The sequence below is a fragment of the Streptosporangium sp. NPDC003464 genome, from assembly GCF_053588315.1.
In genome coordinates, this window is sequence record NZ_JBSFPS010000022.1 from 1 (window position 1) to 22,452 (window position 22,452).

The 22,452-nt window shown below is 73.6% G+C and carries 19 protein-coding genes; 7 read left to right on the top strand and 12 right to left on the bottom strand.

All coding sequences use genetic code 11. The annotated features are described in order from the left end of the window. The first annotated feature begins 153 nt into the window (after positions 1-153). Positions 154-1,254: a serine hydrolase domain-containing protein gene (locus ACWDS7_RS07685; protein ID WP_451928593.1), complete on the top strand. Its 1,101-nt coding sequence runs from the start codon at positions 154-156 to the stop codon at positions 1,252-1,254. A 186-nt stretch (positions 1,255-1,440) separates the two neighbouring features. Beyond that, positions 1,441-2,016 carry a YdeI/OmpD-associated family protein gene (locus ACWDS7_RS07690; RefSeq protein ID WP_306863016.1) on the top strand — a complete coding sequence of 192 codons (576 nt, stop codon included), beginning with the start codon at positions 1,441-1,443 and terminating at the stop codon, positions 2,014-2,016. Between the two features lie 180 nt (positions 2,017-2,196). On the opposite strand, the gene pip is transcribed toward ACWDS7_RS07690, so the two are convergent. Then, a complete protein-coding gene (pip, locus tag ACWDS7_RS07695; protein ID WP_451928594.1) occupies positions 2,197-3,156 on the bottom strand; it encodes a prolyl aminopeptidase in 960 nt (319 codons plus the stop codon). 51 nt (positions 3,157-3,207) lie between these two features. Between pip and ACWDS7_RS07700 the strand changes: the two genes are divergently transcribed. The 3 genes from ACWDS7_RS07700 (at position 3,208) to ACWDS7_RS07710 (ending at position 6,224) form a co-directional block, all read left to right on the top strand. Next, complete coding sequence (locus ACWDS7_RS07700) at positions 3,208-4,533, top strand: MFS transporter (RefSeq protein ID WP_451928595.1); 1,326 nt, start codon at positions 3,208-3,210, stop codon at positions 4,531-4,533. 254 nt (positions 4,534-4,787) lie between these two features. Next, positions 4,788-5,456: an HAD family hydrolase gene (locus tag ACWDS7_RS07705; protein WP_451928596.1), complete on the top strand. Its 669-nt coding sequence runs from the start codon at positions 4,788-4,790 to the stop codon at positions 5,454-5,456. 81 nt (positions 5,457-5,537) lie between these two features. Further along, positions 5,538-6,224, top strand: a complete 687-nt coding sequence (locus ACWDS7_RS07710) for an HAD family hydrolase (RefSeq protein ID WP_451928597.1) — start codon at positions 5,538-5,540, stop codon at positions 6,222-6,224. A gap of 69 nt (positions 6,225-6,293) precedes the next feature. Here ACWDS7_RS07710 and ACWDS7_RS07715 read toward each other — a convergent pair whose 3' ends face one another. Beyond that, positions 6,294-7,184: an NAD(P)-dependent oxidoreductase gene (locus ACWDS7_RS07715; protein ID WP_451928598.1), complete on the bottom strand. Its 891-nt coding sequence runs from the start codon at positions 7,182-7,184 to the stop codon at positions 6,294-6,296. Positions 7,185-7,490: 306 nt separating this feature from the next. On the opposite strand from ACWDS7_RS07715, the gene ACWDS7_RS07720 reads away from it, so the two are divergent. Continuing rightward, on the top strand, positions 7,491-8,567 hold the full coding sequence (locus tag ACWDS7_RS07720) for a GlxA family transcriptional regulator (RefSeq protein WP_451928599.1): 1,077 nt from the start codon (positions 7,491-7,493) through the stop codon (positions 8,565-8,567). Here the strand turns inward: ACWDS7_RS07720 and ACWDS7_RS07725 are convergent. The 7 genes from ACWDS7_RS07725 to ACWDS7_RS07755 form a co-directional block, all read right to left on the bottom strand. Continuing rightward, positions 8,495-10,144: a GTPase gene (locus ACWDS7_RS07725; protein ID WP_451928600.1), complete on the bottom strand. Its 1,650-nt coding sequence runs from the start codon at positions 10,142-10,144 to the stop codon at positions 8,495-8,497. The two genes, ACWDS7_RS07720 and ACWDS7_RS07725, sit on opposite strands and share 73 nt — an antisense overlap. Beyond that, a complete protein-coding gene (locus ACWDS7_RS07730; protein ID WP_451928601.1) occupies positions 10,141-12,030 on the bottom strand; it encodes an ABC transporter in 1,890 nt (629 codons plus the stop codon). Before ACWDS7_RS07730 ends, ACWDS7_RS07725 begins: the two co-directional genes overlap by 4 nt. Before the next feature lie 260 nt (positions 12,031-12,290). Further along, on the bottom strand, positions 12,291-12,995 hold the full coding sequence (locus ACWDS7_RS07735; protein ID WP_451928602.1) for a response regulator transcription factor: 705 nt from the start codon (positions 12,993-12,995) through the stop codon (positions 12,291-12,293). A 65-nt stretch (positions 12,996-13,060) separates the two neighbouring features. Next, positions 13,061-13,651 (bottom strand): hypothetical protein, encoded by a 591-nt coding sequence (locus tag ACWDS7_RS07740; protein WP_451928603.1) that lies wholly within the window; start codon positions 13,649-13,651, stop codon positions 13,061-13,063. Between the two features lie 28 nt (positions 13,652-13,679). Continuing rightward, entirely contained in the window at positions 13,680-14,933 is a 1,254-nt protein-coding gene (locus ACWDS7_RS07745) for an ABC transporter permease (protein WP_451928604.1), read from the bottom strand. After that, complete coding sequence (locus ACWDS7_RS07750; RefSeq protein ID WP_451928605.1) at positions 14,930-15,661, bottom strand: ABC transporter ATP-binding protein; 732 nt, start codon at positions 15,659-15,661, stop codon at positions 14,930-14,932. Before ACWDS7_RS07750 ends, ACWDS7_RS07745 begins: the two co-directional genes overlap by 4 nt. Beyond that, positions 15,658-16,809: an efflux RND transporter periplasmic adaptor subunit gene (locus tag ACWDS7_RS07755; protein ID WP_451928606.1), complete on the bottom strand. Its 1,152-nt coding sequence runs from the start codon at positions 16,807-16,809 to the stop codon at positions 15,658-15,660. Before ACWDS7_RS07755 ends, ACWDS7_RS07750 begins: the two co-directional genes overlap by 4 nt. A gap of 149 nt (positions 16,810-16,958) precedes the next feature. Between ACWDS7_RS07755 and ACWDS7_RS07760 the strand changes: the two genes are divergently transcribed. Beyond that, on the top strand, positions 16,959-18,884 hold the full coding sequence (locus ACWDS7_RS07760; RefSeq protein ID WP_451928607.1) for an efflux RND transporter periplasmic adaptor subunit: 1,926 nt from the start codon (positions 16,959-16,961) through the stop codon (positions 18,882-18,884). A gap of 178 nt (positions 18,885-19,062) precedes the next feature. Here the strand turns inward: ACWDS7_RS07760 and ACWDS7_RS07765 are convergent, their stop codons facing one another. Genes ACWDS7_RS07765 through lhgO form a run of 3 tightly spaced genes read right to left on the bottom strand, consistent with a single transcriptional unit; the run spans position 19,063 to position 22,381 of the window. After that, a complete protein-coding gene (locus ACWDS7_RS07765; protein WP_451928608.1) occupies positions 19,063-20,451 on the bottom strand; it encodes a sensor histidine kinase in 1,389 nt (462 codons plus the stop codon). After that, the gene (locus ACWDS7_RS07770; RefSeq protein WP_306862973.1) at positions 20,448-21,155 is read right to left on the bottom strand and encodes a response regulator transcription factor; all 708 of its coding nucleotides are present in this window, start codon (positions 21,153-21,155) and stop codon (positions 20,448-20,450) included. Before ACWDS7_RS07770 ends, ACWDS7_RS07765 begins: the two co-directional genes overlap by 4 nt. A gap of 35 nt (positions 21,156-21,190) precedes the next feature. After that, positions 21,191-22,381 (bottom strand): L-2-hydroxyglutarate oxidase, encoded by a 1,191-nt coding sequence (lhgO, locus tag ACWDS7_RS07775; RefSeq protein WP_451928609.1) that lies wholly within the window; start codon positions 22,379-22,381, stop codon positions 21,191-21,193. Positions 22,382-22,452: the final 71 nt, after the last annotated feature.

A 22,452-nucleotide genomic window follows, 5' to 3' on the forward strand; every position in this document is an offset into this window, starting at 1 on the left:
ACAACGCCCTCAACAACACCGAAGGCACCGCCGCCCAGCTCACCATCCACGCGACCACCGCCTACGGCGACATCACCGCCCGCAGCCTCTGACCCGCGGCCTGCATCCATCCGTTCAGTTGATTCCGTAACAGTTTCGAAGGAGCACACCACCATGTCCGTCACCCTTACCGACCAGGACCGCCCGGAGCTGCGGAAGGCCATCCAGGAGATCGTCGATTCCGGTTTCGCCGGGGTGCAGCTGCGCGTGCACGACGAGCGGGGCGAGTGGGTCGGCAGCGCCGGGGTGCGCGAGCTGGGCGAGACCGCGGAGCCGCCGACGGACGGGCGGTTCCGGATCGGCAGCTCCACCAAGCCCTTCGTCGCGACCCTGGTGCTGCAGCTGGTGGCCGAGGGCAGGATCGAGCTGGACGGCCCGGTGGCCGACCACCTGCCCGAGTTCGAACTGGACCGGCGGATCACCGTGCGGATGCTGCTGCAGCACACCAGCGGGGTGTTCAACTTCACCGGCGAGTACTACGACGACGGGACGGTCGCGCCGGGGATCGCCTCGCAGGGCCGGGAGTGGGTGGACAACCGGTTCCGCACCTACCAGGACGAGGAGCTGGTACGGCTGGCGCTGTCCAAGCCGGCGCGGTTCGAGCCGGGGACGGACTGGAGCTACTCCAACACCAACTACGTGCTGGCCAGACTGCTGGTCGAGAAGGTCACCGGCCGCTCGTTCGCCGAGGAGCTGCAGCGGCTGATCCTGGGGCCGCTCGGGATGTCGGACACCGTGGCGCCGGGCACCTCGACGGAGATCGCCGGGCCGCACGCCCACAGCTACTACCGGTACGAGGAGGACGGCCAGGACAAGACGGTCGACGTCACCCGGCAGAACCCCTCCTGGATCTCCGCCGGCGGTGACATGATCTCGACCACCCAGGACCTCCACACGTTCTTCTCCGCACTGAACGGCGGCAGGCTCCTGCCGGCCCCGCTGCTGGCCGAGATGCGCGAGCCGCACCCGAAGATCGGCTACGGCCTGGGGGTGTTCGCGCAGGACCTGGGCCCGGACGGCGGCACCGTCTTCCACCACAACGGCGGCATCGCGGGCTCCGCGGCGCTGATGTACAGCACTCCCGACGGCAGCAGGACCCTGACCGCCTCGCTGACCTATGTGGACGACGCCGCGCTGACCCTGGCGCAGACGTTCCAGACAGTGCTGCAGAGCCTCGTCGACGAGGTGTTCTCCGGCGGACAGGCCGCAGGCTGACGGAGCCGGGCCGGCTCGGCAGACGGGCCGATGAGTGAGCCCGCGCCCCGGGTCGTGAGGCCGGACCGGACGGTAGCGCGGGTGTCGCCGGCCCCCCTGGCGCGGGATCGGTTCCGGAGGCGGACCGCGTGGACCGGGCGGGCCCCGTCCTTCACTCCCGCGGCGCCGGAGTGGTTGACTGCTGCGATGAGCCACGATCTGGAGACCCTCTCGTTCCCGTCGGCCGCGGCGTTCGAGGAATGGCTCGCCCTGCACCACGGCTCCTCACCCGGAATCTGGCTCAGGATCAGCAAGAAGGTGGCGGGCGTCGAGTCGCTGGACTACGCCCAGGCACTCGACGTGGCCCTGTGCCACGGCTGGATCGACGGGCAGAAGGGCACGTCGGACGCCGGACACTGGCTGCAGCGCTTCACTCCCCGCAAGGCGAGGAGCCGATGGTCGAAGGTCAACCGTGACAAGGCCGTCGCGCTGGTCGAGCAGGGCCGGATGCGGCCCGCGGGCCTGCTGGAGATCGAGCGCGCCAAGGCGGACGGCCGCTGGGAGGCGGCCTACGACGGATCGCGGACCGCCACCGTGCCCGAAGACCTGGCGCGGGCCCTGGCCGGCAACCCCGCCGCGCAGGAGTTCTTCGCGACCCTCGACAGCCGTAACCGCTACGCGGTGCTGTACCGCGTGCAGGACGCCAAGAAGGCCGAGACCCGGGCACGCCGTATCGAGCAGTACGTCACGATGCTGGCCGAGCACAAGAAGATCCATCCCTGACGCGCCCGGCACCGCGGGCCGGCGTGCCGCCCACCGGCCGCCCGGACCGCCCGGGTCCCCGGGCCGTCCAGCCCGCCGGGCGCTCACGCGGCGGGATATGGCGGGACGTGGCGGCCCTCCCCGATGTCAGCTCGCCGAGGGGCCCTCGACGCCGGTCCACCGAGGGGCCCCGATGTCAGCTCATCGGGGGGCGAACCGGTCGATCGCTCCGAGCACTTCCGCGCGCATCGTGGGGCTGCCGGTGTGCCCCGAGTCGTCGACGATGATCAGCTCGGCGTCGGGCCAGGCGCGGGCGAGCTCCCAGGCGGTGTCGGCCGGGCCGCTCAGATCGAGGCGGCCGTGGATCAGGACGCCGGGGATCCCGGCCAGGCGGCCCGCCTCGCGCAGCAGGACGCCCTCCTCCAGCCACGCGCCGTGCGCGAAGTAGTGCGCGCAGATCCGGACGAACGCCAGCAGGTCGGCCGGGGGGCGGTCGCTGTAGGGGTTCCGCTTGCCGTTCGGCTCCATGGAGACCACCACGTCTTCCCAGGTCATCCAGTCGATCGCGGCCTTCTCCCGCACCTTCTCGTCGGGGTGCTCCATGAGGCGCGCGTAGGCCGCGACGATGTCGCCGTCACGGTCGGCCTCGGGGACACCGTCCCGGAACCGCTCCCACTCTTCGGGGAAGAACCGCCCGACACCCCGGTAGAGCCAGTCGATCTCCGATTGCCGGGTCATGGTGACCGCGGGGATCACGATCTCCGTCACCCGCTCCGGATGGCGCTCGGCGTAGGCGAGGATCAGCGTGGACCCCCAGGAGCCGCCGTAGAGCAGCCAGCGGTCGACGCCGAGGTGCTCGCGGAGCCGCTCCATGTCGGTGAGCAGGTGCTCGGTGGTGTTGAGGCTCATGTCGGCGGCGGGGTCGCTCGCGTGCGGCGTGCTCCGGCCGCAGTTGCGCTGGTCGAACAGGATGATCCGGTAGCGCTCCGGGTCGAAGGTGCGGCGGTGGCCGGCCGAGCATCCGGCCCCGGGGCCGCCGTGGACGACGAGGGCGGGCTTGCCGTCCGGATTGCCGCAGACCTCCCAGTAGACGAGGTTGCCGTCGCCGGTGTCGAGCATCCCGTGGTCGTACGGCTCGATCGGCGGATAGTCCGTGGTCACGTCGTGATCCCTTCTTCGGCGGAAATACAACAGCGCTGTTACATTATGGGGGTGGATTCCCCTGATCTCGCCACCCCAGCGACCGGGCGCACACCGGCCGTGCCCCGGCCACGGATCCTCACCTGGCCCCTGACCATGGTGTTCCTGTCCACCTTCGGTGCGGGAATGAGTTTCTGCCTGCTGCTGTCGGTCGTCCCGCTGTACGCCTCCTCGATCGGCGCGGGCGGGTTGGGCGCGGGCCTGACCACCGGCGTCCTGATGGCCTCCACCGTGGTCGCCGAACTGTGCACCCCCCGCCTGGCCGCCAGGTTCGGCCACCGGGCGGTGATGGCGGCCGGCCTGGTGCTGCTCGGGGTCCCGGCGCTGGCGCTGCCCGGCTCGACGAGCACGGCGACGGTCATGGCCGTGTGCGCCGTACGCGGCGCGGGCTTCGCGGTCAGCGTCGTCCTCAGCGGCGCGCTGGTGGCCGCGCTGGTCCCGCCCGAGCGCCGCGGTGAGGGGCTGGGCCTGTACGGCGTCGTCGTCGGAGTACCGGCGGTCGTCGCGCTGCCGCTGGGCGTGTGGCTCGCTGGGGAGATCGGATACCCGCCGGTGTTCGTCGCCGGGGCACTGGCCGCGCTGGCCGGGCTGGCGGCGGTGCCGGCCCTTCCGGGCCGCGCCCCGCGGCCCGGACCGCGGGCGCCCGTCCCGGGACGGCCCCCGGCACCGGCACGCGATCAGGCGGCCGCACCGGCAGCCGCCCCCGGGCGACCGCCGGCCCCCGAGCACGGGCAGACACCGGCGCAGCACACGTACGGGCAGGCACCGGCGCAGCGGGCGCTCGGGGTCCTGGCCGGGTTGCGCACCCCCGCGCTGGTCCGACCTTCGATCGTCTTCGCGGCCACCGCGATGGCCTCGGGGACCGTCGTCACCTTCCTGCCGGTCGCCGTGCCGCCGGGATCCGGCGACCTCGCCGCGGTGGCCCTGCTCACCCAGGCCGCGGCGTCGACCCTCACCCGCTGGTGGGCCGGGTGGCACGCGGACAGGCACGGCACGGGCCGGCTGCTGGCACCCGGCGTGCTCATGGCCGCGGCCGGCATGACGGGGCTGGTTTTCACCGCCGCCCCGGCCGCGGTGGTGGCGGGCATGGCACTGTTCGGAGCCGGTTTCGGGATCGCCCAGAACGCCAGTCTGACCATGATGTTCGAGCGGGCCCCCGCCTCCGCGTACGGCACGGTCAGCGCCGTGTGGAACCTCGCCTACGACGCGGGGCTGGGCCTGGGCGCCGTCGCCGCCGGCGTGCTCGCCGTACGGACCGGCTACCCGCTCGCCTTCGCGCTCACCGCCGCCCTGGTGCCGATCGCGCTCGTCCTCGCCCGTCCCCGGCCGCACCGCTGAACGGCGCGCTGCGCGCGGTGAACGGCTGACGGCGCCGTCCGCATGGCGCCGTCCGCATCCGGTCCGGTCCCCAGGCATGGATCCGGACCGCCGGGACAGGTCCGTTCCCCCAGGCATGGATCCGGACCACTGGGGATAACCGTCATGTCCGGCGGCGCGTGCCCGGCGCCGGGAGCCGCCCGCCGTACCGGGCGCGTCCGGGACGGCCGGCCGCCGGGCGGCGCGTCCCCGCCGGCCGACAACAGGAGGGCGACATGGCCGACACCGCCATCATCGACATCGACGGCACTCTGGTCGACACCAACTATCAGCACTCGCTCGCGTGGTACCGGGCGTTCGGCCGCTACGACGTGTGGCTGCCGCTGTGGCGCATCCACCGGCACATCGGCATGGGCGGCGACCAACTGGTGGCGGCCCTCGCCGGTGACGCCGTCGAGCGGCGGCACGGCGACGCGCTGCGCGAGGCGTGGGTGGAGGAGTTCGACAGGTTCATCGACGAGGTGCGGCCCTTCGAGGGTGCCACCGAACTCCTGGCCGAGATCGGCCGGCGCGGATTCGCCGTGGTCCTGGCCTCATCGGGCAGGCCGCAGCATGTCGAGCGCTTCCTCGACCTCATCGACGGCCGCGCGCACTGCCAGGCGTGGACCACCTCCGAGGACGTCGAGGCGACCAAGCCCGCCCCGGACCTGATGCGGGTGGCGCTGGAGAAGGTCCAGGGCACCTCCGGTGTCGCGATCGGCGACTCCACCTGGGACTTCGTCGCCGCCGGCAAGCTCGGCCTGCCCGGTGTCGCGGTCCGCACCGGCGGCTTCTCACCCGACGAGCTGCGCGAGGCCGGCGCCTCCCACGTCTTCGACTCCCTCGCCGAGCTGACCGACGACCTCGACCACACCCCGCTGAGATCTCCGTCGTCAGGGACCTGAACCCCGCCCGTCCCGGTGGTCGCCCGCCGGGATCCGTCCCCCTCCGCCGATCTCGCCGGGGGGCGTGCCGACAATGGAGTGGTGGACTACCCAGAGCTACCCGGACCCGCGTTCCTGTTCGATCTGGACGGCACGCTGATCGACAGCGTCTACCAGCACGTCATCGCCTGGCGCAGCGCCCTGTCGGGCCTCGGCATCGACCTGTCGGTGTGGCGCATTCACCGGCGCATCGGAATGAGCGGCGGCCTGTTCGTCACCGCGCTGCTGCGCGAGACCGGCCTGTCGCTGACCAGGCAGCAGATCGACGAGTTGCAGCAGGCGCACGCGGACGCCTACACCGAGCAGGTCGACTCGGTGCGTCCGCTGCCGGGCGCGTCCGACCTGCTGGCCGAGCTGAGCGCCCGCGGCGTGCCGTGGGCGATCGCCACGAGCGGCTACGCCAGGACCGCCAGGCTGGCGCTCGGCATGCTGGGGCTGCCCGAGGACACCCCGATGGTCACCCGCGACCTGGTACGGCGGGCCAAACCCGACCCCGACCTCTTCCTCGCCGGGGCGGCGCTGCTCGGCGTCGATCCCAAGTACGCCATGGTCGTCGGCGACAGCGTCTGGGACCTGCTGGCCGCCCGCCGGGCCGGAGCGCTGGGCATCGGCCTGCTGTCCGGCGGTTACGGCAGGGACGAGCTTGAGCGCTCCGGCGCGTTCCGCGTCTACGCCGACCCGGAGGACATGCGCAACCGGCTCGACGAGCTGGGTGTCCGCTCCGACTGAACCGCCGCCTCACGCGCCGCGGCCGCATGCGCCGCCCGGCCACGGCGGCCCGGCGCGCATGCGGGGCGGTCAGGCGGAGGGCCTGCGGAACTGCTCGATCATCGCCGCGTAGCCGTCGCCGCCGCGGCCCTCGGCCACCGCCCGGTCGGCGAGGGCCTTGACGAGCCTGGGCAGCTCGGTGTTGACGCCACCGGACTCACTCTCGTGGATGAGGTGGTCCATCGTCGCCACGTGGGTGTCGATGGTGGCGTCGAGCGCCGGGTAGGCGCCCTCGTCGATCTGGCCCGCGTAGGCGGACACGAAGCCGGTCACCGCCTCGATCCACCTGTTCGCGAAGGGGGCGAACACCGTGGCGTCCACCTTCGCCGTCCCGACCAGGGCGGCGCCGTGCAGGAAGCTGTTCAGCGTGCCCCACATGATGCCCAGCAGCGCCACGTCGTAGAGCGACGCCAGGCCGTGGTCGGCGCCGAGGTAGGTGGTGCCCGCGCCCAGGGCCTTCAGGGTCGGCTCGTGCGCGTCGTAGGCGTCCTGCGGCCCGCTGTAGAGCAGGAAGGCGTCGGCGGTGCCGATGACCGGCGGGATGGCCATGATCGCGCCGTCGAGGTAGGTGACGCCCTCGCCGGCCGCCCACTCGGCGCTCTCGCGGGCCTGCTCCGAGGTGCCCGAGGTCAGGTTGATCAGGACCCGGCCCGCGAGAGCGTCGCCCAAGGGGGCGAGGAGCCCGTGCGCGGCCGCGTAGTCCGACACGCAGACGATCACCAGCGGGCTCGCCTCGACCGCGTCCCGGACCGAGGCCGCGAGGGTCGCGCCCCGGGCGACGAGCTCGTCGGCCTTCTCGGCCGAGCGGTTCCACACGGTCGTGGGGTGGCCGTTCCCGAGGAACGTCCCGGCCAGCGCCTGACCCATCAGGCCAAGGCCGATGACCGTCACCGGGGACTGGCCGGCATGGGGGTTGTGCATCGTGTGCTCCTGTTCGGTTTCGCTCCGCGGTCCGTCACCGCCGGAGCATTCCAAGATCGCTGTAGCCGCCGGGCCCATGCCCGTCGCGGCGGTCCGGCCCGCGACCATCACGGTGGCCGGTCGGCCGGCCGGTCCGTGACCGCCATGGCCGTGGCGGCCGGTCCGAGTCCGCCATGGCCGTGGCAGCCGGTCCGAGTCCGTCGTAGCGGTCGATCCGCTCGGTGAATACGCTCGCACCCCGCCCAGCGCGGCGACAGTGGCAGGACTGACCGTTTCCGCAAAATTCCTGCCGTACTCTTACGGATCATGAGTGCTGGAACCGTCGCGATAGCCGTGGTCGACGACACCGACATGCATCTGTGGGACCTGTACGAGCTGAGCATCGCCTGCTCGGTGTTCGGCAAGCCGCAGCCCGACCTGGCCGACCCGTGGTACGACCTGCGGCTGTGCTCGGGGCGGCCGGCCGGCCCCGCCGGGCCCGCCGGGCCGGGGTTCTCCCTGCGGACCCGCCACGGGCTGGACGGACTGGCCGGGGCGGACACCGTGATCGTCCCCTCGGTGCCGGAGGCCGTCGTCGAGGAGGGCGCGGCCGTCCCGCCGGACCTGGTCGAGGCGCTGCGCCGGGCCGCCGACGCGGGGGCGCGCATGGTCTCCCTGTGCACCGGCGCCTTCGCGCTCGCCGAGGCGGGGATCCTCGACGGGCGCCGGGCCACCGCCCACTGGATGCACACCGACGACCTGGCCAGGCGCTATCCGAAGGTGACGGTCGACGACTCGGTGCTCTACGTCGACGACGGCGACGTGCTCACCAGCGCCGGCATGACCGCCGGGCTGGACCTCTGCCTCCATCTGGTCCGCCGCGACCTCGGGGCGCACGTGGCCAACCAGCTGGCCCGCCGCATGGTGATCCCGGCCCACCGGTCCGGCGGCCAGTCGCAGTTCATCGACCTGTCGGTCCCCGTCACCGACGACGACGGTCTCAGCCCGGTGCTCCAGTGGGCGGCCGAGCACCTCGACCAGCCGCTCACGGTCGACGACCTGGCCCAGCGGGCCGGGGTGAGCCCGCGGACCTTCTTCCGGCACCTCCAAGCCGTCACCGGGACCACCCCGCTGAAGTGGCTCCTCAACCAGCGCCTGGCCCGCGCGCAGTCCCTCCTGGAGGAGACGGACCTGCCGATCGAGAAGGTCAGCGAGCTCAGCGGCCTGGGCACGGCGGCCAATCTGCGCCGCCACTTCACCCTCCACGTCGGTATCACGCCCACCCACTACCGGCGCGCCTTCGACGGGGGCGCGGCCGCCCCGGCCCGTGATCAGGCTCCGGCGGGACTCCGGTCGCCGTCGCCGTCCCGGGCCGCCGTGACCGCCTCGGTGAAGCGGCGGTAGCGGGACAGCTCCTCGCTCACGGGCGCCAGCACGAGCTCGCGGGCGACCCGGTCCACGTTCGCGCGCAGCGCCCTGCCCGCCCTGCGCGCCCGCCGCCGGCCGCCCAGCCAGGCGATCCCGCGGCACAGCAGCGCGATCACCAGCCCGAGGACGGCCCCGCCGACCAGCAGCGCGGTGGGCCAGGGCAGTTCGCCCGCGGTCGGCAGGTACGGCTGCGGCAGCCGGAGGTAGTCCATCCCGAGCAGGCCGAGCAGCCACAGCCCGCCCGCCAGCATGGCCGCGGTCACCGCCCACTGCGCCAGTCCGGCCACCCGCCACCACGCGGGCCGCCGGGCCGCGCCGAGCGAGGCGGTGGCCACGGCCCGGTCGAGGCCGTCCTCCAGCTCGTCCCCGTGCGAGCGGGCCGCCTGCCGTACGGCCGCCGCCCACGGTGCGGGCAGCCCCACCGAGGCGGCCCCGGCGGCCTCGCGGATCGCGGTGTCCATCCGGGAGCGCTGCACGGCGGTCGCGACGGGGATCGAGGTCCGCCCCACCAGCCCGCCGGGGCCTTGAGTCTCGGCGGAGCCCAGGCGGAGGCGGCGGAGCGGGTCGGGCCGGAGCCTGCGGATCCAGCGGGTCGGCGGCCAGCCGGTGGCGGCGACCGACCGGTGCCGGTGGGCCTTGGCCACGGCCTCGACGACGACCGGCACCCCCGCCGCCTCGGCCAGCGCGGCGGTCAGGGCTCTGGCGGGGCCGTCCGCGGACGCCTCCGGCGCCTGCCCGCCCGCACCGCCGGAGGCCCGCAGGAGGGTGTCGGCGGCCGTGCCGACGTCGGCGGCCAGGCGGGTGGCCCAGGAGCGCCGGTCGGCGACCCGGGAGGCGAGCAGGGAGCGCAGCTCGGGCAGGCCGGCGCCGGTGCGCGCCGAGACGCCGACCAGCGGCACCCCGGCCAGCCCGTCCTCGTCGAGCAGCCGCCGCAGGTCCTTCAGGCACCGCTCGGCGGCGGCCGGGGTCAGCCGGTCGATCTGGTTGAGGACGACGACCATGACGCCCCGGTGCCGGGCCAGCGGCCGGAGGTACCGCTCGTGCACGGCCGCGTCGGCGTACTTCTGCGGGTCGAGCACCCACACCAGCAGGTCGACCAGCTCGACCAGCCGGTCCACCTCCAGCCGGTGCGCCAGCTCGATCGAGTCGTGGTCGGGCAGGTCGAGCAGGATCAGCCCGGCCGCCTCCCCGTCGGCCGGCACCTCGTGGCGGCGGGGGATCTCCAGCCAGTCGAGCAGCGGCCCGGCCCCGGCGCCCTCCCAGAGGGCGGCCTGGGCGGTCGAGGTGGTCGGGCGGGTGACCCCCACCGTGGCGAGGCCGGTGCCGGACAGCAGGTTGAACAGCGAGGACTTGCCGCTGCCGGTGGCCCCGGCCAGCGCGACCGCGGTGTGGTCGACCGACAGGCTCCGCCGTACCCCGGCGCGGGAGACCACCGAGCGCGCCCCGGCCACCGCGCCGGCGTCCAGCCGTCCCTCGGCCAGGTCGGCGGCCTCCGCCAGCCCCGTCAACCGGTCGTCCAGGGAGAGGGCGCCCGCGCGCCGCAGCAGCTTCACCTGTCGCCTCCCTCCCGGTCGGCCGTCCGGGGGACGGCGCCCGGGGGCCGCTCCAGCGGGTCCGGGGCGGGGTCCGGGCCGCCGGACGGGAGCGTGAGCCTGACGGGCGTGGCGGGCAGCCGTTCCTGCCGCTCCCCGGCCGGCAGCCCGACCCGGCGGCCCGGGGCCGGGATCTCCCGCTGGTGGTCCCGTACGGCGTGCGCGGCGGCCCGGAGGGCGGGGGCGGCGTCCTCGGGAGGCTGGACCGCGTCGAGAAGGGCGGTGAAGCGGGCCGCCTCGGCGCCGAGGAGGGCGGCGACACGGGCCCGCAGGTCGGTGCGGGCCTTGACGGTGAGGGTCCGGACGGCCTGGTCGCCGAAGACGGCCTCCAGGAGTTTCTGGCTCAGCACGCTGGTGCCTCCGGCGATGCCGAGCTCGATGCCGGTCAGGCCGCCGGTGGAGGCGAACACCGCGAGCATCAGCAGCAGCCCCGCGCCGTTCACCCCGTAGGAGGTGAGCCGGGCGGTGGTCCGCCGGTCGGCTCCCTCCTCGCGGACCAGGCCGAGCACGTATTCCTGCCAGCCCCGGACCGCCGCCTCCGCCTTCACGGGCAGGTCGGCCGAGGCCCTGCCGAGCCGCCCGGCCCCGGCGACCCCGGTCTCCTCAAGCAGGGCGAGCCCCGAGGGATGCGACGACCACGACTCCAGCACGCGCTCGGCGGCGCCGTCGGCCGAGGCCCTGATCAGCGACTCCACCCCGCTCTCCAGCGCGACGCGCAGCTCGCTCTCGGGCGCGGGCCGCCCGGTGAACAGCGCCACCACGCGGTCCCTGAACCGGCCGACCCGGTTCTCCAGGGAGCGCATCAGGTCGCCGGTCCCGATGAAGTCCTGCCAGCGGGCCAGCACCTCGCCCCGGAGCAGCGACCCGTCCAGCATGCCCTCGTCGAAGGAGGCCAGCCCTCCGGCGTAGGCGGCCTCGGTCATCGAGCGCAGCTCGGCGGCCACGGCGTGCTGGCGGTCCACGGCGTCGGCGAGGGCGGGGACCCGGGTGGCGAGGCTCTCCAGGGCGCCGGACAGGGTCTGGCGGACCACGTCGGCGCGGGCCTGGGAGTCGGCCGCGATGCCGGTCAGCCAGTCGGCGACGGCCTCGACCGCCTGGCGCGGCAGCCGGGCGTTCTCCTCGGGCAGCACCAGCTCCGGCACCTCGAACAGGAGCGTCCCGCCCAGCCCGTTGGCCTCCAGCAGCCGGGCCAGGTCCCGTCTCACCACGCCCAGCGCCTCCGGCGGGACCCGCGACAGGATGACGGCCAGGGCCGTGCTCCGCTCCCGGGCGGCGCGCAGGAAACCCCACGGCACCTCGTCCGCGTAGCGGGCCGCGGTGGTGGTGAACAGCCAGAGGTCGGCGGCGGCGAGGAGCTGGGCGGCCAGCTCGCGGTTGGCGGTGACGACCGAGTCGATGTCCGGCGCGTCGAGCAGGGCCAGGCCGGGCGGGAGACCGGGGACGGTGACCACCCGGAGCGTGCCCGGTTCGGCGGCGCCGCCCCCCGTGACCCGGGGCAGGCCGGGCAGGACGTGCTGGGCGGTGAACCAGGCGCTGTCGGCGGGGCCGGTGACCAGGGTGGGGGCCAGCGTGGTGGGCCGCAGGACGCCCGGCTCGGAGACGTCGGCGCCGACCAGGGAGTTGACCAGGGTCGACTTGCCCGCCCCGGTGGAGCCGCCGACGACGGCCAGCAGCGGGGCGTCGATCGCGCTCAGGCGCGGGATGAGGTAGTCGTCGAGCTGGCCGGTCAGCTCGCGCAGGGCGCGCCGGGCACTCCCCACGTCGCCGGCCGCGAGGGGGAACAGGTCGAGGGCGAGGTGACGCCGCAGCTCCCGCAGCGCCTCAAGCAGACCGTTACTCCCACTCATAGGAGCGATCCTTCCCGCAGGGAAGGCCCCTAGACGTGATTTTGCCCCACCGCTCGACCGGGTCACGGGGGCGAACTCGGTAGAGCGATGGGGCCTATCCCGAGGCTCCACGGGGAGGCCGTACCGGACTCGTCTCCCCCGCAGCTGGAGGCGAGCCCTGACCTGCCGCGCGGCCGCGGGTGATCGGGGGTCATGCGCTGACCATTGGAGCAAGCGAAGCTCAGGGCCAGGTCAGCCGGAGCTGAGTGTTCGCTGAAAGTTCAATCACCACGTGGTAACCGCAGCACGTATCCCACGCCGCGCAGGGTGTGGATGAGCCGCGGCTCGGTCACGTCGACCTTCCGGCGGAGGTAGGAGACGTAGGACTCCACCACTCCGGCGTCGCCCCCGAAGTCGTAGTTCCAGACGTGGTCCAGGATCTGCGCCTTGGACAGGACCCGGCCGGTGTTGACCATGAAATAGTGCAGCAGCTTGAACTCGGTGGGCGACAGCCGTACCGGAGTGCCCGCCCGCCACACCTGGTGCGCCTCCTCGTCCAGCTCCAGGTCGCCGACCTGGAGGCGGGAGGGGAGGTCGAGATCCCCCCTCGTACGGCGGAGCACGGCCCGGATCCGGGCGAGCACCTCCTCCAGGCTGAACGGCTTGGTCACGTAGTCGTCGGCCACGCGCAGGCCCGCGACCTTGTCGTCGGTGGCGTCCCGCGCGGTCAGGAAGACCACCGGCACCTGCCCGCCCATCTCCCGCAGCCGCCCCGCGACCGCGAAGCCGTCCATGTCGGGCAGCATCACGTCCAGCACGACGAGATCCGGGCGGATCCGCTCCGCGAAGTGCACGGCCTCCCGGCCGTCCGCCGCGGTCACCACCTCGAACCCGGACCTGCGCAGGCTGGCCGAGAGCAACTCGCGGATGTTCGGCTCGTCATCCACGACCAGCAACCTGGCCTCGACTCTCTCCAGCACAACCATGAGGCTTGCTCACCCTGCTGGAACGCAGCTCAGCTCAGGCTGAACGTTTCCTGAGAACCGGGCCGTCACCGGCGTCCGCCTCCCTCGTTGATCGCGGTCGCGGTGATCGAGCCGTCCTCGGCCCTGCTCCCCTGGACGACCACCGTGCCGCCGGGCTTGAGGTCGGCGACCTTGCCCTCCCGGGCCACCCGGACGGCCGTCTCGCCGCTGGTGTTCACGGTGATGACGGACCCGTCCATGGTCTTGACGTAGACCTTCTCGCCGTCGACCCGCTGCACCGTGCCGACGGCCATGCCCCCAGGACCGCCCTGACCGCCCCCTTGACCGCCCGGACCTCCCTGGCCGCCCTGCTGCCTGCCCCCGAAGCCGCCCGGGCCGCCGTAGCCGCCCGGGCCGCCGGACCCGCCGGGGCCCACGCCCTGCCGCACGGCGGCGCCCGGGGCGCCGGAGGCGCCGGCCTGGCCGCCGATCGCCTTCTGTGCCTGGATGCCCACGATCACTCCGGCGACGAGCATCACCCCGGCACCGAGCACCAGCGTGAGCGTGGAGAGGCCGCGCCGCGGCCGGACCGCCAGCTCGCTCTCCAGGTCACCCGCGAAAGGGGAGGTCTCCAGCACCTTCCCGGCCGGGACCGTCTCATCCGCGTTGCCGCCCATGTCTGTCTCCTTGGGTAAGCCGTACAGGTCACTCGTGGCGCAGGGCCTGGATGGGCCGGAGCTTGGCCGCCCGGTTGGCCGGGTAGCCGCCGAAGAACAGGCCGATGCCCACGGAGACGCCGAGCGCCAGCGCGATCGACGACGGCACGATCGCGGGCTCGATGCCCGCGATCGTGAACCGGCTGCCGACGAACGCGATCGCCACGCCCGACAGGCCGCCCACCAGGCTCAGCACCGTCGCCTCCAGCAGGAACTGGCCGAGGATCGCGCTCCTGGGCGCCCCGATGGCCTTCCTGATGCCGATCTCCCTGGTCCGCTCGGTGACGGTGACCAGCATGATGTTGGTGATGCCGATGCCGCCGACCAGCAGGGAGATGGCGGCGACCGCGCCGAGCAGGGCGGTGAAGACGCCGATGGTCGAGCTGATGGTCTCCTGCAGGGTCGCCTGGTTCAGGATGCGGTAGTCGGCGGTGCCCGTGGGGGTGATGTCGTGCCGCTGGTTGAGGATGGCCGTCACCTCGGCCTGCGCCGACTCCGTCGTGTCGGCGCCGGTCGCCTGCACGACGATCGAGCCGAGCGCGCCGAAGCCGGTCAGGCTCTGCTGTACGGCGGGCAGCGGCACGATCGCGACGTCGTCGGCGTCCTGCATCCCCGCGGAGCCCAGCTCCTTCAGCACCCCGACCACCGTGAACGGCACCCCGGAGACGCTGACCTGCCGGCCGACCGGGTCCGCCGCGCCGAACAGCTCCTCGGCCACGGTCCGCCCGATCACCATGACCTTCCGGGCGGCGAGCACGTCGTCGTTGACGAAGTAGGTGCCGCTCGTGACGGGTTTGTTCGTGGCCTCGAAGTAGCTCGGGTAGGTGCCGACGAGCTGGGAGATCGTGTGGCTGGTCCCCTCGTGGACGGCGGTGGCCGAGGTGGCGGTCACCACCGGGGAGACGCTCCTGACCGACGGGGCCTGCTCGCGGTCGGCCAGCGCCCTGGCGTCCTCCAGCGTGAGCTGCCTGGCCTGCGTGCGCGGCCCGCCGCCGCCCTGACCGCCGCCACCGCCGCCGAAACCGCCGAAACCGCCCCCGGAGAAGGACGCGGAGATGGTGAGGGTGTTGGAGCCGAGCCGCTGGATGTTCTGCTGGATGCTCCGCGAGGCGCCCTCGCCGAAGGCGACCAGCAGGATCACCGCGGCCACCCCGATGAGGATGCCCAGCGTGGTCAGGAAACTGCGCAGCTTGTTGGCCGCCAGCCCGCGGAGGGCGAAGCGGAGGATCTCGAACCAGCTCACGCGGGGACCTCCGGCATCCGGGGCGGTGGGCCGTCGACCGGGGCCTGGCGGCGGTCCTCGACGAACTCGCCGTCCACCAGGCGCATGACCCGCTTGGCGTGCGCGGCCACGTCGTCCTCGTGCGTGATGATCACGATCGTCCGGCCCGAGGCGCTCAGCCGGTCAAGGATCTCCAGCACGTCGCCGGTGGACTTGGTGTCGAGGTTGCCCGTCGGCTCGTCCGCCAGCAGGAGCGAGGGCGAGGTGACCAGTGCCCGGGCCACGGCCACCCGCTGCTGCTGGCCGCCGGAGAGCTCGTTCGGCTCGTGGCGGACCCGGTCGGCCAGGCCGACCTGCTCCAGGGCCGCCAGGGCGCGGGTCCGCCGCTCGGCCGCGCCGACCCCGCCGTACGCCATGGGCAGCTCGACGTTGGCGAGCGCGCTCATCCTGGGGATCAGGTTGAACGACTGGAAGACGAAACCGATCTTCCGGTTGCGCAGGATGGCGAGCTGGTGCTCCTCCAGCGTCCCGACGTCGGTGCCGTCGATGAGATAGCGGCCGGAGGACGGCACATCCAGGCAGCCCAGGATGTTCATGAGCGTGGACTTCCCGGAGCCGGAGGCGCCCATGATGGCCACGTAGTCGCCCCGCTCGACGGTGAGGGACACCCCGCGCAGGGCGCGGACCTGGGCGTCGCCCTCGCTGTACACCTTCCAGAGCTCCTGGACGGACAGCACCGGGGCGGTCATCGACCGCCGCCGCCGAGGCCGCCGCCCCGGCCGCCGCCGCCGAGGCCGGGGAACCCGCCCTGCTGCTGGGTGGTACCGGTGGTCGCCGGGCGGACGACCTGGTCGCCCTCACCGAGCCCCGACTTGATCTCGGTGAGCGCGTCGCCCTTGACGCCGACCTCGACCTGGGTGGGCACCTGCCGTCCGTCCCGCAGGACGGTCACGGTGCTCCGGCCGCCCGCCGTGGAGATCACCGTGGAGGAGACCGCGAGCACGTTCTCGGCCTGCTCGACGACCACCTCGACCGTGGCCGTCTGGCCGAGCCGGACCTCGTCGGGCACGTCGGTGAAGGAGATCGTCACCGGGTACTGGACCACGTTGTTGCTGGTGGCGGCGGTCGGCTGGATCTGGGTGACCTCGCCGGCCGCGGTGACGCCGGTCAGCGCGTCGAACCGGACGGAGGCCGTCTGGCCGACCTTGAGCTTGGTGATGTCGGACTCGGTGAAGTCGCCGACGAGCTGGAGCCTCCGGGTGTCGGCCAGTTCGATGAAGCCGCCGGATCCGTCCGCCGAACCACTCGAACCACCGGAGCTTCCCGAACCTCCCGAACCGCCCGACCTCCCGGAGCCGCCCGAGGAGGTGTTCGACGAGGAGCCGGAGGCGCTGGAGGAGCCGCCGACCGTGCCGTTGACGGCGGTGACCGTGCCGGCGAACGGGGCCTTGATGACGGTGCCCGCCACGGTCCGCCGGGCCGCCCGGTAGGTGTTCCTGGCGTTGACGTACTGGGCGTAGGAGGCGGCCGTCGAGGTGTCGTCGTCCGCGGAGTCGAGAGCGGCGGCGGCCGCCTCCAGGCTCTCCTGCGCGGAGGCGTCGTCCAGCCGGGCCAGGATCTGCCCCTTGGTGACCTTCTGCCCGACCTCGACGTAGATTTTCTTCACCGTGCCGCTCGATCCGAAGCCAAGCGAACGCGCCCGGGCGCTCTCCACGGCCCCCGAGGCGGACACCGAGGCGACCACCGTGCTCCGGGCCACCGACACGGTCCGCACCGCGGTGTCGGCGGAGGAGACTCCCCCGCCGAGAGAGGAGTAGGCGATCCCCGCGCCGCCCAGCAACAGGACCCCGAGGGTCCCGTTCACGATCAGCGCTCTGCGCTTGGTCGACAGCTTCACAGCGCCGTACCCTGACGCATTTTCCTTAAACGCACCCCTGGCTCCGGCTGAAGGTTTGCTGGAGACCGCGCGCCGCACCCGGAGATACGCAGGAAACCTTCAGGGATTTGTGAGGAGAGAGTGAATCGAGCAGACCAATATGGTCCGTCATGAGACCGACCAATCTCCCGAAGCCCCTGCGGACGGGAGGACTCGCCCTGGCCGCCCTCGTCCTGGTGGGCGCGGGCGTGATCTACACGCTCGACGACGGCTCGGCTCCGGCGCCCCGGGTGGAGCTGGCCTCCGCCAGGCGGGGAACGGTGACGGCCGAGGTGTCCGCCGCGGGCAACACGGTGGAGGACAGCACCCGTGAGCTGGCCTTCGGCGGATCGGGAACGGTCACGAAGGTCTACGTCAAAGCCGGCGACAAGGTCGGCAGGGGCGACGTGCTGGCCAGGATCGGCTCCGCGCCCGCACGCGAGCGCTACGCCGCGGCCAAGGCGCAGCTCTCGGCGGCCCGCGAGGCACTGGACGGGGCCCAGGACGCGGCGACGTCGCAGACATCGCAGCCTCAGCCCCAGGTTCAGTCCCAGGTTCAGTCCCAGGCCCGGACTCAGGGACAGCAGACCCAGGGGCAGCAGACCCAGGGGCAGCAGACCCAGCAGGCCCGGCAGCAGGGCACGTCGGGCGACCCCGCCCGGCAGGCGGCCTGCGTCCCCACGGCGACGCCGGGCGCGTCGGCCCGGCCCACCGCCGCACCGGGCCCGAGCGGCACGGCCGGCCGGAGAGGAACGCCCGGCCCGGACGGCACCGCGGGGCCCGGCGGCACGGGCGGTCCGACCGGATCCCCGGGTCCGGGCCGCACCTCCGCGCCGGCCGCGGCCGAGCGGCCGGTGGCGGTGGCCCCGGCGGGCGGGATCGCGCCCGCCGGCTATTTTCTCCGGCCCGCCGGCTACTTCCTCGGGCCCGCGCGGACACCGGCGCCGGTGTCGGCGCTGTCCCGGGCGCGGGCGGAGACACCGGCGCCGACGCCGACGCCGGAACCCACGGCCACGCCGACACCCACCCCCACACCCACCGAGGGGTCCCCCGAGCCCGCGCCGACGGTGACCGTCACGGTGACGGCGGCCCCGACGGCCACGGCCACGGTCACCGTGACCGCCACGCCGACGGTGGATCACCCGCCCGCGAGCACGGGCCCGACCGGGTCCGGCCCGACGGCCCGGCCGAGCGAGCGCCCCGAGCCCGGCCCGTCGGCCCGGCCCACGTCCACCACGACCGCGGAGCCCGGCGCGAGTCCCACGCCGACCGTCGGCCGCACTCCCGGACCGAGGGACACCGCGTGTCCGCGGCAGAGCCCCACCCAGGGCGCCGACCGGCGCTCCGGGGAGGACGGCGGCACCGGCCGGACGGACACCGGCGGCACCGGCACCGGCGGGCAGCACGCGCTCAGCGTGGACCAGGCCGAGGCCGAGGTGAAGCGGGCGGAGGCCGACCTGACGGACGCCCGGGAGGAGCTGGCGGGCGTGCGGATCGTCGCCCCCGCCGACGGGACCGTCCTGTCGGTGGCCGGAGCCGTCGGCGACAGCGTGGACACCGGCGCGTTCGTCACCCTCGGGGACCTCGACGAGCTCCAGGTGGAGGCGCTGTTCACCGAGTCGGACATCGGGGAGCTGAAACTGGGACAGCGGGCGTCGATCACGCTGGCCACCCGGGAGGGCGATGAGCACACCGGTACGGTGACCCGCATCGCGCCCACCGCGACCACCACCGACCGGCTGGTGAGATACGGGGTCGCGGTCGCCTTCGACAAGACTCCGAAGGGCCTCATGGTCGGCCAGACGGCCACCGTCACGGTGACCGTCGCCGAGTCGGAGCAGGCGCTCTACCTCCCGGCGCAGGCCGTACGGTCCAAGGCGGGCGGAGGGTCGGTGGTCACCGTTCAGGGCGGCGTCGAGCGGGCCGTGCGGACCGGGGTCCGCAGCGACCGGTACATCGAGATCACCGCGGGCCTGCGCGAGAACGAGCGGGTGGTGCTCCCCGGTGGCACGGTCACCGGAGGCTTCCCCGACAGCAGTTGGCCGACAGGCGCTTGACGCCCGTCCCCGCGCCGGGGAGCGGAGGGTCAGCCGGGGTCCGGCCGCCGAAGATCGAAGGATCAGCCCGGCCGCCGGGGGCCGGGAGATCAGCCCAGCCCGGCCGCCGGGGGCAGCCGTCCTCGGCCGCCGGGGGACCGAGGATCACAACCCGGCTCGGCCGCCGGGGACCGGGAGATCAGCCGTCTTCGGCCGCCAGGGGGAGGGCCACCCGGAAGGTCGAGCCCTCCCCCGGGACGGAGTCCACCTCGACCGTGCCGCCGTGGGTGTCGACGATGGCCGCGACGATGGCCAGGCCGAGACCGCTGCCGCCGTCCTCGGGCGCGCGGCGGCCGCGGGCGGAGTCGACGCGGTAGAACCGCTCGAAGACCCGCTCGCACTGCTCGGCGCTGAGCCCCGGGCCTTCGTCGGCCACCTCGATGACGGCCATGCCGTCCCGGGCGGACAGCGTCATCCGGACGAGGGTGCCGTCCGGGGTGTGGGTGAGCGCGTTCGTCATCAGGTTGCCCACGACCTGGCGGAGCCGTACCTCGTCGCCGGAGACGATGAGCGCGGCGCCGTCCACCGAGAGCGTGATCTGGCGGGCGGGGGCGAGAATGCGGGCGTCGTGGACGGTGTCGGCGGCGATGGCGAGCAGGTCCACCGGGCGCATGGCGACCGGCCGCTGCTGGTCCATCCGGGCGAGCATCAGCAGGTCGTCCACGAGCAGCCCCATCCGGACCGCCTCGGACTCCACCCGGCGCAGCAGCGGCGCGGGGTCGACGTCGGGTGCCTGCCGGTAGAACTCGGCGAAGCCGCGGATGGAGGTCAGCGGCGTGCGGAGCTCGTGCGAGGCGTCGGCGACGAACCTGCGCATGCGCTCCTCGGAGCGGCGGGCCGAGGCCTCGGACTCCGACCGGGCGCGGAAGGCGGTCTCGATCTGGGCGAGCATGCCGTTCAGCGACTGGCCCAGGCGCCCGACCTCGGTGCGCGGGTCGGCGTCGGGGACGCGGCGGCTCAGGTCCCCGGCGGCGATCGCCTGGGCGGTGCGTTCGATCTCCTCCAGCGGGCGCAGGCTCCGCCGTATGACCACCACGCCCACCCCGGCGAGCGCGAGCATCAGCCCGCCGCCGCCGAGCAGCTCCACCAGCGCGAGCTGGCCGATGATCTGCCGGACCTCTGCCATGTCCACGGCCACCAGAAGGCTCCTGCCGTTGTCCAGGGGACTGATGTGGACCCGCCACTCACCGCTGTTGAACGGCCCGTGCACCTGTCCGGGCGACACGTGCGGGGTGGGCTTGCCCTCCACGTCGCCACCGCTGAGCTGGAGGATGATCCCGCCCCTGGCGTTGCGGAGCTCCAGCCTGGTGTCGGCCGGGAGCGGCTTGCCGACCAGCGTCACGGCTCCGCGGTGCAGGCGGCGCAGCGTGGCGTCGATGGTCAGGTCCATCTGGCTGTCCACGCGGTCGATCAGGTAGCCGCGCATGATCGAGACGCTGCCGATGCCGATGAGGGTGAGCGCGATGCTCAGCAGGACCAGGATGATCCCGATCAGCTTCACCCGCAGCGGGAACCCATTGACGATCATGAAGACGGCGGCAGGCGGAGGACGTAGCCGACCCCGCGCAGGGTGTGGATCAACCGGGGATCGGTGTTGTCGATCTTCCGGCGGAGCACCGAGACGTAGGACTCCACGATCCCGACGTCGCCCCGGAAGTCGTAGTCCCACACGTGGTCGAGGATCTGGGCCTTGGACAGCACCCGGCCGGCGTTCGCCATGAAGTAGCGCAGGAGCTTGAACTCCGTCGGCGACAGCGCCACGGCCCTGCCCCTGCGCCACACCTCGTGGCTCTCCTCGTCGAGCTCGACGTCGGCGAAGGTGAGCCGGGGCGGCCGGGCCGGCAGGTCTCCCGCGCCGGTACGGCGGAGCACCGCCCGGATCCGGGCCACGACCTCCTCCAGGCTGAACGGCTTGGTCACGTAGTCGTCCCCGCCCGCCGTGAGCCCCCGGATCTTGTCATCGGTGGCGTCACGCGCGGTGAGGAAGACCACCGGCGTGTCGGTGCCGCCGCCGCGCAGGCGCCGCACGACGTCGAATCCGTCCATGTCCGGCAGCATCACGTCGAGCACGATGAGGTCGGGGCGGTGCCGTTGGACCGCGGCGACGGCGTCCGTGCCGTTGCCCGCCGTGTTCACCCCGAACCCGGCGAACCGCAGGCTCGCGGCCAGCAGTTCGAGGATGTTCGGCTCGTCCTCGACGATCAGCAGGCGGGCTTCGGGTGAGTCGGTCACGGGTTTTATCTTCACTCGCCCACATGAAAAAGCAGTTAACGGGTCAACACAGAGGTTAACCCCACGATATGCCTGGCGATCGCCAAACTCGACGTCGCCGCCGGTGAGGGGGCGTTCCGCACCAGGGTAACGCGGCCGTGCACATCGATCGCGAAGTCGTCGAGCATGCTCCCGTCCCTGGCGACCGCCTGGGCCCGGACCCCGCCGGCGGTCCTGACCAGGTCGGCCCTGGTGAGCTCGGGCACGTAGCGGCGCGCGGCCGCCAGGAAGGACCCCTTGGCCATGGAGCCGAGCACCTCCCTCACCCCGGTCCGCCAGTGCCTGGCCGCCAGCCGCCGGGTGCCCTGCCAGGCCAGGATCCGGCGCAGGTCGGTGAGATCGATGTCACCCCAGGAGTAGCCCTCCAGCGCCAGGGCCATGACCGCGTTGGGTCCGACCAGGACCTCGCCGTCGATCCTGCGGGTCAGGTGCACGCCGAGGAACGGGTAGCGGGGGTCGGGCACCGGGTAGATCAGCCCCCGGACGAGGTCCTTCGAGGCGCCGGCCAGCGCGTAATATTCCCCGCGGAAAGGGACGATCCGCACGTCACCGGCCGCCCCGGCCATCCGGGCGACGGTGTCGGTGCCCAGCCCGGCGCAGACGATCAGCCGGTCGAAGCGGAGCCTGCGCGGCCCGGCGAGCACCTCCACCCCGCCCGCGGTCTCCCGCAGCGCGCGGACCGGGTGGGACAGCAGCACCGAACCGCCCGTCTCCTCCACGTCCGCGGCCAGGCGGCGGGCGACGGCGGGGAAGTCGGCGATCGCGGTGTGCGGGGAGTGCACGGCCGCCACCCCGACGGTGTGCGGCTCGACCTCCCGCAGCGCCAGCGCGTCCAGCTCGGCGATGCCGGGGACCCCGTTCGCACGGGCGCGCTCGGCGATCCCGCGCAGCCCCGGCCGCTCGGCCGCGGTGGAGGCGACGACCAGCTTGCCGACCTCCTCGTAGGGGATGCCGTGCTCGGCGCAGTATTGCCGGAGCAGGGCCACGCCCTCGCGGCAGAGCCGGGCCTTCAGCGAGCCCGGCTGGTAGTAGATCCCCGCGTGGACGACCCCGCTGTTGTGCCCGGTCTGGTGGGCTCCGACCCGGTCCTCCTTGTCAAGGACGGTCACCGTGGCGCCGCGGGTCCGCGCCACCTCCCTGGCCACCGCCAGACCGACGATTCCCGCGCCGACGATCCCGATGTTCACGGCGCGACCCTACCGGCAGGGATGCCGACCATCCCAGAGGTGGGATTCCCCTCCGCTCCGGGACCGGCCGC